The following is a 14,917-nucleotide window of genomic DNA, read 5'->3' on the forward strand; positions in this document are numbered from 1 at the left end:
GGATTTCCTCTCACACGAAAGAAGGGATCGCGATGAGTGACAGCCCCATTGAGGAACAGGATACGGAACGGCTCGCCAGGCGTTCGGACTTCGGTCTGCGTCTGCGCAATTCGATGGACAAGTACGGTCCGTTGTGCGTGGGTATCGACCCACACCGGAAACTCCTGACCGATTGGGGCTACAACGTCGACGCCGACGGCGCGGAGATGTTCGCCATGCGCATGCTGCAGGCCGCGAACGGACGCGCCGCCGCTGTCAAGTTCCAGTCGCCGATGTTCGAGCGTTACGGCTCGAAGGGATTCGCCGCGCTGGAACGCGTGCTGTATGCGGCGCGCCAGATGGGCATCATCACGATCGTCGACTGCCTGCACGGCGGATTGTCCACGACGATCTCCGCCATCGCCGACGCCTACTTCAAGCCGGGCGCGCCGCTGAGGGCCGACGCGATCACGCTGCTGCCGTACTACGGCGCGCGGTCGCTGCAGGGCCTCATCGACGACGCGCTCGACAACGGGCGCGGCGTGTTCATCGCATCCCTCACCTCCAACGAGGAAGGCAAGAGCCTGCAGAGCGCCATCCGACAGGTCGGCGACTATGAAGGCAAGACGGTGGCGTACGGCATCGCCGCCACCGCGCAGAAGAACAACCGCAACGTGGACGGCATGGGTTCCGTCGGCCTCGTCATCGGCGCGACCATCGGCCAGTGGATCAGGGAGACCGGCGTCGATCCGGCGCGCTTCACCGGACCGATCCTCTCACCCGGATACGGCTGGCAGGGCGCCGACGCGAAGGACCTGCGCACCGTGTTCAAGGGGACGAAGGGCAACGTGCTCGTCACCGTGTCCCGTTTCATCGCCTCCCATGGGCCGGACATCGCCGCGCTGAGCGAAGCCACCGAAGCGATTTCGCTCGACGTGCGTCAGGCGCTGATGGAGGCGACGCGCGTCGCCGAACTGCCGCAGGAGACGGAACGTCACGACGCTCCGGAATCCGCGGCGACGGCCGAGACGCCGACGCCGACGGATTCCGCCGGCGATTCCGCCGACGCTCCGGATGCCGCGACCGTTGCAACCGAGACGACCGGCGCGACGGACGCGCCAAGGGAGACCATCACCGTGACCGACACCGACAAGACCGCCGAAACCGCAACCGCCGCCGCGAACGACGGGAACGACGCCGGGAACGATGCCGCGGCACAGACCGACACGGCCGCCGAGACTACTGCCGCCGGGGCCGCTGGTGCCGCCGGCACGCAGCCGGAGACCCCGGCCGAGGCGGACGAGGAGGCGCTGCGCGGCGGACGACTGCTCGTGCTCACCGGCCCCGCCGGCGTCGGCAAGGGCACCGTCGAGATCGCGCTGCGCAAGAAGCACCCGGAGATCTGGGTGTCCGTCTCCGCCACGACGCGCGACCCGCGCCCGGGCGAAGTGAACGGCGTCAACTACTGGTTCATGAGCGAGGAGGAATTCGCCGCCAAGGAGAAGGCGGGGGAGTTCCTGGAGACCGCGCTCGTGCACGGACTCGCGCACTACGGCACGCCGTTGAAGCCGCTTGAGGACCACATGGCCGTCGGCACGCCGACGATTCTCGAAATCGACCTGCAGGGCGCGCGCCGCGTCAAGGAGAAGGCCAAGGAACTTGGGCTCGAAGTGGTGACCGTGTTCATCGCCCCGCCGAGCTTCGACGAGCTGGTGCGACGCCTCACAGGCCGCGGCACCGAAACCGAGGAGCAGCGCAAGCGCCGCCTCGAAACCGCGAAGGTGGAGCTCGCCGCGGAAAGCGAATTCGACGTGACCATCGTCAACGAAAACGTCGAAGAAGCCGCCGACCAGCTCTGGTCGCTCATCGCCAAGGAATACGGCAAGGAGGCATAAGCCTTCCCGCACATCCCGTATATACGTGAGCTCCCTCTGATGAGGGAGCCTCACGTATATGTTCGCCGTCGGGATAGCGGTCTCGCCAGTGGCGAGTCGGGTGTTCCTCCCGCTGGCGGGAGGTGGCGCGTAGCGCCGGAGGGTGGTTCCGGTGCGGTTCTTGTGGGGGACCACCCCCACCCGGCTTCGCCGGGAGCCCCCGCCAGCGGGGGCACGGTTGGTGACATCGCTTCGCGGGAACCTCTGCCGGCGGGGCGTGGTTGTTTACCGTTTTGCGGGGGTCTTCCGATGAGGCGGCTGTTCCTCCCGCTGGCGGGAGGTGGCGCGTAGCGCCGGAGGGTGGTTCCGGGGGCGGGTGCTATTTCGCCGCGGCGGCTTTGCGGTCGGCGATGAGCTGGTCGGCGAGCTTTGGCTTTTCGGTGAGCTGGCCGGTGAAGCCGGGGCGGATGTCCATGTGGAGCACGAGGCTCGTGCGGTAGCCCTGCTCGGCGAGCTTCTTCGCCGCCTCGCCGGCCACGTGCAGCACGTCGTCGAGGTTGCCTTCCACGTCGGTGAACAGCGCGTTCGTCTCCTGCGGGAGGCCCGAATCGCGGATCACCTCGATCGCCTGCGAGACGTAGGGGGAGACTTCGGCGCCCGCACCAGTCACCGACACCTGGATCGCAGCCACCGTGTTGAGGTACGGTTTGCCGGTCTTCGGGTCGATCGGAACCTCCTGTTTCACGGCGAAACGGTCGGTCGCCGTGGCGAGCGCCGCGTCGCGCGTGGCGGCGTCATCGTTCTGCGTCATCGTCATCTCTCCTTCTCTTTCACCGCCACTGCCACGCGTGGTCCATCGGGCCGGAACCGTGGCCCAGATCGAGCATCGCGTTCAGCGCGCCGGTCAGATACTCCTTCGCGTGCCGGATCGCGTCGGGCAGCGTCTCGCCCTTCGCGAGGTTCGACGCGATCGCCGAACTCAACGTGCAGCCGGTGCCGTGCGTGTTCGGATTGTCGACGCGCGAACCCTCGAACCACGTGACCGTGCCGTCGGTCTCGGCGAGCACGTCGTTCGCGTCGTTCGTGTGATGGCCGCCTTTGACGAGCGCCGCGCAGCCGTAGCGCGTGACGAGGGCGCGCGCCGCAGCCTCCATCGACTCGGCGTCGACGATCGCCAGACCGGTGAGCTCCTGCGCCTCGGGGATGTTCGGCGTAATGACCGTGGCGAGCGGGAACAGCTTCGACGTGAGCGCGGCGATCGCGTCGTCGCTGATGAGCTTCGCGCCGGACGTGGCGACCATGACCGGGTCGAGCACGACGTTCGTCGCATGATGGAACGTGAGCCGGTCGGCGATCACGTCGATGATGCCGGTCGCGGACACCATGCCGATCTTGACGGCCAGCGGCGGGATGTCCTCGAACACGGCGTCGATCTGGTCGGCGAGGATCGTCGGCTCGGTGTCCTGGATGGAACGCACGCCGGTCGTGTTCTGCGCGGTGAGCGCGGTGATCGCGCTCATGCCGAACACGCCGTTGGCGAGCATGGTCTTCAGATCCGCCTGCATGCCCGCGCCGCCGGACGAATCCGAACCGGAGATCGCGAGCACGGGGGGAAGCGTGGTTGCATGTGTTGACATACGGTTCAGCTTAGTCGTGGACGGCTTGTTTTTCACCTGTTTCCGCCGCTGACGCGCCGTTGGTTTTCTGCCGGATTTCCCTCGGATCCGCCTTGATTCCGGGCCGTCGGTGTGGTGTGATGGAACGGGCCGGGACAACGGCCGGAACCGAGCAGTGGGAGAGGGGAATCATGTCCGACGACGTGTTGCGCCGCGACGGCGTGCTGGCGCGCATCACCGGATTCGACGAGGGGCGCGTCGCCTATTACGCGACGATGCCGAACGGGCGGAGCACGCAGCTCACGTTCCCGCGTCAGGAGGTGTTCGACGTGGGCGACGTGCTGCTCGTCGGCGACGGCTTCTACACGAAGGTGCCCGCCTCCGTCTGGCCGATTAAGCCCCGCGTCGGCGTCGTGCGCCGCGCATTGGAGGACGCGGTCGTCCTGGAGACCTCGGACGGGCTGGAACTCCTCGAAGGCGACTATCCGGTGGACATCGTGCCCGGCAACACGGTCGAGTTCACCGACCTGTTCGGCATCGAACGCGTGCTGTGGCCGACGGCCATCCGCCCCGGCGAATCCGACCATGACGACGACATCAAACAGTACCGGATCACGCCGAGCGCCGACCCGGACCTCACGTTCGCGTCGTTCGGCGGCTACGAGCAGGTCGTCACGCGCGCCAAGGAGCTCATCGAGACGCAGCTCGGCAACAGCGTGCAGATGCGCGCCATCGGCGCGAAACCGATCAAGGGCGTGATCTTCACCGGCGCGCCCGGCACCGGCAAGACGCATCTGGCGCGCATCATCGCCAACGTGGCCGACGCGCAGTTCTACCTCGTCTCCGGCCCGACCATCGTGAGCAAATACGTGGGCGACAGCGAGGAGACGCTGCGCATGATCTTCGCCGCCGCGCAGGCCGACCAGCGTGCCATCATCTTCTTCGACGAGATCGATTCGATCGCCTCCTCGCGCGACACCGACACGAACGGCGTCGGCAAGCGTCTCGTCGCGCAGCTGCTGACGCTCATGGACGGTTTCGCGTCCAAAGGCAACGTGGTGGTCGTCGCCGCCACGAACCGCATCGAGGACGTGGATCCGGCGCTGCTGCGCCCTGGCCGCTTCGACTGGCAGATCCCGTTCCCGATGCCGAGCGAGCACGACCGTCTCGCGATCCTCGAAGTGCAGGAGCGCGCGCTCTCGACCGAGGGGGAGCTGCCGCTCGCAGACATCGCGCGGCGCACCGAGGGGTGGAGCGGCGCCGAGGTGTGCGCGATCTGGACGGAGGCGGCGCTCGTCGCCGCCAAGGATCGCCGCGCCGCGATCCGCGCGAACGACCTCACGACCGCGTTCGAACGCGTCGAACGCCGCCCCGAACTGCGCGCGCACCGGGGCTAGGAGGAGCGGGATAGGAGAAGCGGAATGGCATCCGAACCGCTGCGATTGGCCGTCGTCGACAATGACAGGATCACGTTGATCGGATTGTGCTCGATCATCACGCACAGCATGCCGCAGGTGCAGGTCGTCTGTGCTCAAGGACATCGGCCTCACGGTCCCCCAAGGCCAGTCGCTCGGCATCCTCGGATACAACGGCGTCGGCAAGACCACGCTGCTCAACCTCATGATCGGTCTGCTGCGCCCGCAGCAGGGGCGGTGCGCCATCAACGCCGCGCTCGTGCCTGCGATGCGCGACGTGTTCGAGATGACCGAACTAGGCAACCTCATCGATACGATGACCGTGCGCGACAACATCCGGTTCCGCGCCATGCTGTTCGCCGACCCGAAATCCGGGCACCGGTTCGATATGGCGGCGCTCGCGGACCAGCCTCTGGTCAAGGCGTTCGAACTCGGCGACCAGCTCGACAAGAAGGTCTCCGAGTTGTCGTCGGGCCTGCGCAAACGCGCGGGAATCGTCGCCGGCATGCTGTTCGACCCGCATGTGATCATGCTCGACGAGCCGACCAACTCCATCGACCCGATGACGCGCAAGCTGCTCATCGACTACGTGAACGAGCTGCGCGCCGACGGACGCACCCTGCTGACCGTCACCCACGACCTCGACTACTGCTGGAAGGTGACGGATCGCATCATCGTGCTCGACCATGGCCGTATCGTGGAGGATGCGCGTGTCGCCGACTTCGCGGACTACGTGTCCTTCGAGCATGCGGCCACGCTGGGGCGCGAGGACCGCAAGGTCGACTTCGGCGTCAGGAAGACGACGCAGGCACATGCGTTGTGATTGCTTGGGTGATTGGTGAGGTTGGGATTTCGGCCTGCGGTTGGTCCGGAGCGTCGTCACCGTGCCATGGTTGGCGCGATGACGACGCTGAGCGACTCCATTGTGTCGGTTCCGTGCCAGCTATGGCACGGTGACGACGGAGAAACCGCCTACAGCGTCGGGTTCGTGCCATGCTTGGCGCGGATCAGACGGAAAGCCACCCTTGCGGCGTCGGTCTCATGCCAACTATGGCACGGAACCGACGCGAACCCCTCCCTCAGCGGCGTTTGCGCGCCGGGTTTGGCACGCAAACGACGGATGAACAAGGTGCTGTCCGGCCGAGAAATGCCATGCCCCCACTGGCGGTGTCGTATACGGGACTGGCGTAGGTCTTCCACGCTGAGGTGATGCCCCCCGCTGGCGGGGGCTGTCGACGTAGTCGACTGGGGGTGGTCGCCTGATGGGGAACCGGACGACCACCCCCAGTCATGCTCGCGCATGACAGCCCCCGCCAGCGGGGGCGAGAAGGGCACGTCTGGGCGAGATGGGTTCTGCTCCCCGACCACCCCCAGTCATGCTTGCGCATGACAGCCCCCGCCAGCGGGGGCAGAAGGTGAAGTTTGTTGTGCGGTGTGTGAGGTTTTGCCGGGCCCTGCCGGCGGGGCGAAAGATAAGGCATCGCTTTGCGATGTTGTTTCGCCGGAACCGGTGGGCCGAAACAACACGGTTTGGCCCACCGGTTCCGCAACGGAGCGAAAAGGGAGGCCACTTGGTGGCCTCCCCTTGGATCACTCGGTGGCGGTGGAGTAGAGCTTGCCGCCTTGGGCGGTGTACTTCTCGCTCATCGCGTCGAGGCCGGCGCGAATCTCCTCGGGGCTCAGCACGTTGGCGGAGACGACGCCGTCGGCCGCGGCCGAAGTGGTGTCGGCGGAGGCCGGGATGCGGCCGGCGAGCGAATCCTTCACGATCTGCTCCTGGGCGGCCGCGCCGCCGAAGGCCTTGCGGATGTTCTGCGAGATGGCCATCGAGCAGAACTTCGGGCCGCACATCGAGCAGAAGTGCGCCATCTTGGCCGGCTCGGCGGGCAGCGTCTCGTCGTGGAACGCGATTGCGGTGTCCGGGTCGAACGCCAGGTTGAACTGGTCGAGCCAGCGGAACTCGAAGCGGGCCTTCGAGATCGCGTCGTCACGGTCCTGCGCGTGCGGGTGGTGCTTGGCGATGTCGGCCGCGTGGCAGGCGATCTTGTAGGCGATCACGCCCTGCTTGACGTCGTCCTTGTTCGGCAGGCCGAGGTGCTCCTTCGGGGTCACGTAGCACAGCATGGCGGTGCCGTAGCGGGCGATCTCCACGCCGCCGATTGCGGACGTGATGTGGTCGTAGCCGGGGGCGGTGTCGGTGGTGAGCGGTCCCAGCGTGTAGAACGGGGCGCCGGAGCACACGGCCTTCTCCAGCTCGATGTTCATGCGCACCGTGTCGAACGGAATGTGGCCCGGGCCCTCGATCATGACCTGGACGTCCTTCGCCCAGGCGCGCTGGGTGAGCTCGCCCAGCGTCATCAGCTCGGAGAGCTGCGCCGCGTCGTTGGCGTCCGCGAGGGAGCCGGGGCGCAGGCCGTCGCCGAGCGAGAACGCCACGTCGTACTTGGCGAAGATGTCGCACAGCTCGTCGAAGTGCGTGTACAGGAAGCTCTCCTGATGGTGGCGCAGGCACCAGTCGGCCATGATCGAGCCGCCGCGGGAGACGATGCCGGTCATGCGGTTCGCGGTGAGCGGCACGTAGCGCAGCAGCACGCCGGCGTGGATCGTCATGTAGTCGACGCCCTGCTCGCACTGTTCGATCACGGTGTCGCGGAACAGCTCCCAGCTGAGCTTCGAGGCGTCGTCCTCGACCTTCTCCAGCGCCTGGTACATCGGCACGGTGCCGATCGGCACGGGGGAGTTGCGCAGGATCCACTCGCGGGTGGTGTGGATGTCGTTGCCGGTGGACAGGTCCATCACGGTGTCGGCGCCCCACTTGGTGGCCCACGTGAGCTTCTCCACCTCCTCGTCGATGGACGAGGTCACGGCCGAGTTGCCCATGTTCGCGTTGAGCTTGGTGAGGAAGCGGGAGCCGATGATCATCGGCTCGGCCTCCGGGTGGTTGATGTTGCACGGCATGACGGCGCGGCCGGCGGCCAGCTCGGAGCGCACGAGCTCCACGTCGCAGTTCTCGCGCTCGGCCACGTACTTCATCTCCGGGGTGACGATGCCGTGGCGGGCGTACCACATTTGGGTGATCGGATGGTCCTTGGCGCGCAGCGGCTGGTGCTTGCGCCCACGCCATTCCTTCGTGGCGCGGCCGCGCTTGATGGCGCGCTTGCCGTCGTCCTCGAGGTTGCGGGCGCGGCCCTCGTACTCCTCGACGTCGCCGCGGTCGCGGATCCAGTCGAGGCGCAGGGGCTTCAGACCCTCCTTCGGATCGCATTTCGGACCTTCGGTGTTGTAGTCGATGAACGGCGGGTTCGGGCCGACGCCGGGGGTGTCGGAGAGCTTGATCTCCGTGTACGGCACTTCGAGATCGTAGGAGCCGTATTCGTAGGAGAACGGCACGGTCTTCGTCTTGCGGATGTGCGCCTTGTCGCGCTGCTTGGAGCCGCGGGCGGCGATGTCAACGCGCTGCTGCTTGGCGAGCTTCTGCGCCTCCTTCGCCTCCTTGGCGTTCGTGAACTTCTTCTCGGTGGCTTCGGCGCCCGGCTTGGCGGCGCCCTCCTGCGCGGCCTGCGTGTCGGCGGCCGGCGTGTGGGTGACGATGCGCGGGGCGTAGCCGTGGCGCTTGTCGCCGCGCACGGCCTTCCAACCCTCGACCATCGCGCGGGTGGCCTCCTCGGGGTTCTCGGCGCCCGCGATGGCGGAGACCGCGAACCAGCCGGCGGCCTTGGTGCCGGCGAGCATGGCCATGTCGGCCGCGGTCACGCCGCCGCCGACCACGACCGGGAACTCGCTGGCGGCGCAGATCGTGTCGATCTGGCGTGCGTCCAGCGTCTTGCCGGAGCCGTCGTTGCCGCCGACCGAGGCCTCCGGCTTGGTGGAGGAGACGTGCAGCGGGCCGGCGCCGATGTAATCGATGCAGCCGTCGGGCAGCTCGTTGATGAGACGGACGAGCGATTCGGTCTCGGCGGAGAGTCCCACGATCGCCTCGTCGCCGAGCAGGGCGCGCGCCTCTCGCGGCTCCATGTCGGTCTGGCCGATGTGCACGCCGTCAACCTTGATGCCCTTGCGGCGGGCCTGCCAGACGACGTCCGCGCGGTCGTCGATAACGAACGCGACCGTGTCGGACTTGCCGGCGTCCTCGATGATCTGCGCCACGTCGCGGGCCATCTCGGTCAGTTCGGAGGCGTCCGCACCCTTGGCGCGCAGCTGGATGAACGTGGCGCCGCCGTGCAGGGCCTGGTCGACCACGTCGGTCAGCGGGCGGCCCTTGCAGTCGTCGGGCCCGACCACGAAGTACGCGGAGAGGTCGAACGAATCGCGCATCGAGGCGTAGGGGTATTCGTTGCTCATTTTCCTATTCCTTTTGATTGGTTGGTGGAAGTCCTGCGGTCTTCTCCCGGACGGGAGGAGACAAGTCCCATGTTCCTCCCGCCGGCGGGAGGTGCCGCGTAGCGGCGGAGGGTGGTCGGTGCGTCGGTCCGTCGACCACCCCGGTCGCTGTCGCCGACAGCCCCCGCCGGCGGGGGGCGGCTATACGGTGAGGATCTCGCTGGAGGCGATCTGGTCGGGTGTGGTGTTCCAAAGGGCGTCGAGGAAGGCGACCTGGAACGATCCGGGGCCGTTCGAGACCTGCTCCGCGGCTTCGCCGGCACGGTCGTAGAGCGCGGTCGCGGCAAGCGCCGCGGTCAGCGGGTCCGTGACGGCGAGGCAGACGGCGGTCACTCCGCCGAGCGAGCATCCGGCGCCGGTGATCTTCGCCATCATCGCGCTGCCGCCGGGAAGGCGGTAGACGGTCTCGCCGTCGGTGACGAGATCCGCCTTGCCGGAGACGGCGACGGCCGCCTCGCCGTCAGGTGCGGACGCGGCGAGGAAGCGGGCGAGCGCCTTCGCCGGTTCGACGGCGGCCTCCACCTCGTCGACGGATTCGACGCCGGCCGGCCGGGTCGCGTCGTCGGGGGAGACGAGGCCCCACATCGTCGCCAGGGCGATGATCTCGGAGGCGTTGCCTCGCACGATGGTCGGCGGGGCGGCACGGAAGGCGCGCAGGATCTCGGTGCGTGTCGAGCCGATGCCGGCGGCCACCGGGTCGAGCACCCACTTGTGTCCGGTCTTGTGGAAGGCGCGCGCGATCTTCGGCAGCGCGTCCTTGTAGAAGGGCAGCAGCGTGCCCACGTTGATGTAGTCGGCGCCGGACATGGTCGCGGTGTCGATCACGTCGTCCGGCAGGAAGCTCATCGCGGCGGCGCCGCCGGCGGCGAGCTGCGCGTTGGCGACGAGGTTGATGGTCACGAAGTTCGTGAACGACTGCGCCATCGGCGTGCGTTCCCGCACCGCCTCGGCGGCCTTCCTGATGCGTGCCTTCAATGCGGCGATGTCCGCGTCGTCGCGGTCCGCTGCGATTGCCTGCGATGATTCGCTCATATATCACTGCTCCCTACGCTGGTCTTAACCAACAGGTTCAAAGGGTCGGGCGTCGCGCCCATCTCAACCCGCCGAGTGGCTGCGGGTTCCCCTGCATTGCGTTATCGGATTCGACGCTATGCGGTTATATGGACAACCTGTGACGAAGACGGATTTCAGCGCGTCACGCCTCTTGCGTGTCGTGCGGCGGAGTGGTATTCGTGACGCGGTCTTTCGCCGGTCGGCGTATACAGGTAGTCTGAACGGGTTGTAAGACCCCAAACCGTTCAAACCAGAAGGTGCATTGTGGCTCAGTCCAAACTTGATGAAGTCGTGTCCCTCGCGAAGCGTCGCGGATTCGTGTTCCCCGCCGGCGAGATCTACGGCGGTACCCGTTCCGCCTGGGACTACGGCCCGCTCGGCGTCGCGCTGAAGGACAATATCAAGCGCGAGTGGTGGCGTTCGATGGTCGTCACCCGTCCCGACGTCGTCGGCGTCGACACCTCCATCATCCTGCCGACCCCGGTGTGGGTTGCCTCCGGCCACGTCGCCGTGTTCAACGACCCGCTGGTCGAGTGCCTGAACTGCCACAAGCGCAACCGTGCCGACAAGCTGCAGGAGTCCTACGCCGAGAAGCACGGCGACAAGCTGCCGGAGAACGGCATGGCCGACATCGTCTGCCCCGACTGCGGCACCCGCGGCAAGTGGACCGAGCCGCGCGACTTCAACATGATGCTGCGCACGCACCTCGGCCCGGTCGAGGACGAGAACAGCCTGCACTACCTGCGTCCGGAGACCGCGCAGGGCATCTTCGTCGACTTCAAGAACGTGATGACCTCCTCGCGTTCCAAGCCGCCGTTCGGCATCGCCAACATGGGCAAGTCCTTCCGCAACGAGATCACGCCCGGCAACTTCATCTTCCGCACCCGCGAGTTCGAGCAGATGGAGATGGAGTTCTTCGTCGAGCCCGGCACCGACGAGGACTGGCACCAGTACTGGATCGACGCCCGCACCCAGTGGTACCTGGATCTCGGTGTCAAGCCGGAGAACCTGCGCCACTACGAGCACCCGAAGGACAAGCTCGCCCACTACTCGAAGCGCACCGTCGACATCGAGTACAAGTTCGGCTTCCAGGGCTCCGATTGGGGCGAGCTCGAGGGCGTGGCCAACCGCACCGACTTCGACCTCTCCGCGCACGCCAAGCACTCCGGCGAGGACCTGAGCTACTTCAACCAGGCCACCGGCGAGAAGTACGTCCCGTACGTCATCGAGCCGGCCGCCGGCCTGACCCGCTCCCTCATGTGCTTCCTCGTCGACGCCTACGACGTGGACGAGGCCCCGAACACCAAGGGCGGCGTCGACAAGCGCACCGTGCTCCGCCTCGACCCGCGCCTCGCCCCGGTCAAGGCCGCCGTGCTGCCGCTGAGCAAGAAGCCGCAGCTGCAGTCCGTCGCCCAGGACCTGGCCGCCGACCTGCGCCAGAACGAGTGGATGATCGACTACGACGAGTCCGGCGCCATCGGCCGCCGCTACCGCCGTGAGGACGAGATCGGCACCCCGCTGTGCATCACCGTCGACTTCGACACGCTCGACGACCACGCCGTGACGATCCGCGACCGCGACACGATGAGCCAGGAGCGCGTCGCGCTCGACAAGGTCGCCGACTACGTGGGCGCCCGTATCGGCGAGAAGCGCACCCGCGTGCCGATGAAGCCGGTCTCCATGGGCGGCGAGGCCTGGCCGGACTCCGTCAAGATCAACGAGGCCGGCGGCCTGTACTGATCGGCGATACGTCGCCGGAAGGCGGCGGCAATGGCCCCCTCTGACGAGGGGGCTCCCGGCTCGGCCGGGTGGGGGAGAGAAGGAGCGGCCGACGCGCCGCGGTCTCTCCCCCAGTCATCCCGCGGATGACAGCCCCCTCGTCAGAGGGGGCCTGCATGTCCCGAACCCCAGCAACGAGCGGAAGGCCTGTGACAGTGAGCGACATCACCGAAACCATCATCAACGCGCCGCATGAGACGGACGATCTCGACCCGCGCACGGACGTGCCGCGCCACGCGGCCGGCGAACCCGCTCCGGCTATCGCGCCGGTCAGGCTCGGGAATATCAGCGTGCCGACGCCCGTCGTGCTCTCGCCGATGGCCGGCGTGACCAACTGGCCGTTCCGCGTGATCTGCGAGGAATACGGGCCGGACGGCCTGTACGTTGCCGAGATGATCACCGCCCGCGCGCTCGTCGCCCGCAACCCGAAGGCCCTGCGCCTGTGCCGGTTCGCGCCCTCCGAACGCGTGCGTTCGCTCCAGCTGTACGGCGTGAACCCGGCCATCGTCGAGCAGGCGGCGCGCATCGTCGTCGACGAGCATATGGCCGACCACGTGGACCTCAACTTCGGGTGCCCGGTGCCCAAGGTGACGCGCCGCGGCGGCGGATCGGCGTTGCCGTGGAAGACCGACATCTACACGGATCTCATCCGCCGCGTCGTCAAGGTGTGTTCCGAGGCCGGCATCCCGGTCACCGCGAAGATCCGCGTCGGCATCGACCACGACCATGAGACCTTCCTCGAAGCCGGCCATATCGCGCAGGAGGAGGGGTGCGCCGCCGTCACGCTGCACGCGCGCACCACCGCCGAATACTACGGCGGCCACTCCGACTGGAGTCGCATCGGCGAGCTCAAGGAACGGCTCGACATCCCCGTGTTCGGCAACGGCGACATCTGGGGCGCGGACGACGCGCTCGCGATGATCCGCGAGACCGGATGCGACGGCGTGGCCATCGGCCGCGGCTGCCAGGGCCGCCCCTGGCTGTTCGCCGACATCAAACATGCCTTCGAGGGCTCGGACGAGCGCTTCAACCCGACGCTCGGCGAGGTGTGCCGCGTGATCCGCCGCCATGCGGGCCTGCTCGTCGAGTTCTACGACGGCGACGAGCGTATGGCCGTGCACGACCTGCGCAAGCACATCGCCTGGTATCTCAAGGGGTTCCCGGTGGGCGGCTCCACGCGCAAGGCGTTCATGGAATGCGAGTCCCTGGCAGACGTGGACCGCGAGATCGCGCGCCTCGACCCGTCCGTCACGTTCCCCGAGCGCGTGGTGGACAAGCCTCGCGGGCGCGTGCGGTTCGCCAAGAAGGTGCATCTGCCGTACGGCTGGCTCGAGTCGCGCACGACCAGCCATGAGGAGCGCGAGACGCTCTTCGGCGACGATCCGATGGACGCCAGCTACTGACGCCGATCCGACCGTCGGACGCGATGCGCGGTGAAAACGTCGTCATCGCCTAAAATACGCGCTACACGCGCGAAAATATCACACAATACGGGGTAGCCCTGCGCTAGTCTAGGGTGTAACCGTGAAGTGACAGGAGCCAAACGTGAGCGAGAACGCCCAGACTGAGTTCAACGACAAGACCAACATCAAGGTCGTCGGCGTAGGTGGCGGCGGCGGCAACGCCGTCAACCGCATGATCGCCGAAGGTCTGCAGAACGTTGAATTCATCGCAGTCAACACCGATGCCAAGGATCTGCTGCGTTCCGAAGCCGACGTGAAGATCGCCCTGTCCGACCAGTCCAGCCGCGGGCTCGGCGCCGGCGCCGACCCGGAGAAGGGCGCGAAGGCCGCGCAGGACCACCAGTCCGACATCGAGGAGGCCCTGAAGGGCGCCGACATGGTGTTCGTCACCTGCGGCGAGGGTGGCGGCACCGGCACCGGCGCCAGCCCGATCGTCGCGCGCGCCGCCCACCAGCAGGGCGCGCTCACCATCGCGGTCGTCACCCGTCCGTTCTCGTTCGAGGGCCCGCAGCGCTCCGCCTCCGCCGAGCTCGGCATCGACAACCTCCGTCAGGAGGTCGACGCCCTCATCGTCATCCCGAACGACCGCCTGCTTGAGCTGTCCGACCGCTCCATCACGATCATGGACGCGTTCAAGACCGCCGATTCCGCGTTGCTGTCCGGCGTGCAGGGCATCACCGACCTCATCACCACCAACTCGTACATCCACGTCGATTTCGCCGACGTCACCGCGATTCTGCGCGGCGCCGGCACCGCGCTGTTCGGCATCGGCTCCGCGCGCGGCGAGGACCGCGCCACCCAGGCCGCCGAGCTGGCCATCAGCTCGCCGCTGCTCGAGGAGAGCATCGAAGGCGCCCACGGCGCGCTCATCAACGTGGCCGGCCCGACCGACATCGGCCTGCAGGAGGCCTCCTCCGCCGTGGAGCTCGTGCGCAAGGCCATCCACCCGGAGGCGCAGATCATCTGGGGTCTCGCCCTCGACGACGCCTACGGCGACGAGGTCCGCGTCACCGTCATTGCCGCCGGCTTCGACACCGCCAAGGAGAAGGCCGCGCAGAACGCGGCCCAGCCGCTCGCCGTCGCCGCGCAGCAGGCGCAGAACGTCGCCCACAACGCTGCGCCCGCCGCTCCCGCGGTTCCGGCCCAGCAGCCGGTCGGTGGTGGCCTGAAGCACGTAGCCGGGCGTATTGGGGTCGAAACTCTCGCCTAGAATGGAGATTGAATCCTTGGCCCCGACATTCCCGGTGTTGGGTTCTTTTTTGCTTGCATGGCTTATTCCTCCCCCGCGAACTTGCGCACGCTAGAGAGGTTCACAAGGAACGTGTTGCCGACCTTGCGCGCTCTGATCTTGCCGGTGC

The 14,917-nt window shown here is 67.3% G+C and carries 10 protein-coding genes, 1 pseudogene and 1 riboswitch; of the genes and pseudogenes, 7 read left to right on the forward strand and 4 right to left on the reverse strand.

The genetic code is table 11. The features are described from left to right. Positions 1-32: 32 nt before the first annotated feature. Both pyrF and gmk read left to right on the forward strand, forming a co-directional pair. Positions 33-941, forward strand: a pseudogene (gene pyrF, locus BSTEL_RS12475) (orotidine-5'-phosphate decarboxylase); the annotation flags it as partial. A gap of 348 nt (positions 942-1,289) precedes the next feature. After that, on the forward strand, positions 1,290-1,874 hold the full coding sequence (gmk, locus tag BSTEL_RS12675) for a guanylate kinase (protein WP_238567610.1): 585 nt from the start codon (positions 1,290-1,292) through the stop codon (positions 1,872-1,874). 358 nt (positions 1,875-2,232) lie between these two features. On the opposite strand, the gene BSTEL_RS03100 is transcribed toward gmk, so the two are convergent. Further along, positions 2,233-2,664, reverse strand: coding sequence for a thiamine-binding protein (locus tag BSTEL_RS03100; protein WP_051922809.1), 432 nt, complete (start codon positions 2,662-2,664; stop codon positions 2,233-2,235). A gap of 19 nt (positions 2,665-2,683) precedes the next feature. Further along, positions 2,684-3,490, reverse strand: a complete 807-nt coding sequence (gene thiD, locus BSTEL_RS03105; RefSeq protein ID WP_034527000.1) for a bifunctional hydroxymethylpyrimidine kinase/phosphomethylpyrimidine kinase — start codon at positions 3,488-3,490, stop codon at positions 2,684-2,686. A gap of 167 nt (positions 3,491-3,657) precedes the next feature. On the opposite strand from thiD, the gene BSTEL_RS03110 reads away from it, so the two are divergent. Further along, positions 3,658-4,866, forward strand: a complete 1,209-nt coding sequence (locus tag BSTEL_RS03110) for an AAA family ATPase (protein WP_034527053.1) — start codon at positions 3,658-3,660, stop codon at positions 4,864-4,866. Positions 4,867-4,996: 130 nt separating this feature from the next. Beyond that, positions 4,997-5,707, forward strand: coding sequence for an ATP-binding cassette domain-containing protein (locus tag BSTEL_RS03115; RefSeq protein WP_084686078.1), 711 nt, complete (start codon positions 4,997-4,999; stop codon positions 5,705-5,707). A gap of 767 nt (positions 5,708-6,474) precedes the next feature. Here BSTEL_RS03115 and thiC read toward each other — a convergent pair. Both thiC and thiM read right to left on the reverse strand, forming a co-directional pair. Further along, positions 6,475-9,225: a phosphomethylpyrimidine synthase ThiC gene (gene thiC, locus BSTEL_RS03120; RefSeq protein ID WP_034527002.1), complete on the reverse strand. Its 2,751-nt coding sequence runs from the start codon at positions 9,223-9,225 to the stop codon at positions 6,475-6,477. Between the two features lie 180 nt (positions 9,226-9,405). Continuing rightward, the gene (gene thiM / locus BSTEL_RS03125) at positions 9,406-10,296 is read right to left on the reverse strand and encodes a hydroxyethylthiazole kinase (RefSeq protein ID WP_051922805.1); all 891 of its coding nucleotides are present in this window, start codon (positions 10,294-10,296) and stop codon (positions 9,406-9,408) included. Next, a riboswitch (TPP riboswitch) is annotated at positions 10,290-10,399 on the reverse strand. Its footprint overlaps the gene before it by 7 nt. Positions 10,400-10,581: 182 nt before the next feature. Between thiM and BSTEL_RS03130 the strand changes: the two genes are divergently transcribed. The 3 genes from BSTEL_RS03130 to ftsZ all read left to right on the forward strand — a co-directional run bounded on the left by BSTEL_RS03130 (position 10,582) and on the right by ftsZ (position 14,769). Continuing rightward, entirely contained in the window at positions 10,582-12,057 is a 1,476-nt protein-coding gene (locus BSTEL_RS03130) for a glycine--tRNA ligase (protein WP_034527006.1), read from the forward strand. 194 nt (positions 12,058-12,251) lie between these two features. After that, positions 12,252-13,499, forward strand: a complete 1,248-nt coding sequence (dusB, locus tag BSTEL_RS03135) for a tRNA dihydrouridine synthase DusB (protein WP_420796391.1) — start codon at positions 12,252-12,254, stop codon at positions 13,497-13,499. A 142-nt stretch (positions 13,500-13,641) separates the two neighbouring features. Further along, positions 13,642-14,769 carry a cell division protein FtsZ gene (ftsZ, locus tag BSTEL_RS03140; protein WP_051922806.1) on the forward strand — a complete coding sequence of 376 codons (1,128 nt, stop codon included), beginning with the start codon at positions 13,642-13,644 and terminating at the stop codon, positions 14,767-14,769. The last annotated feature ends 148 nt before the right edge of the window (positions 14,770-14,917 follow it).

It is taken from the genome of Bifidobacterium stellenboschense (assembly GCF_000741785.1).
GTDB classification, from domain to species: Bacteria; Actinomycetota; Actinomycetes; order Actinomycetales; family Bifidobacteriaceae; genus Bifidobacterium; species Bifidobacterium stellenboschense.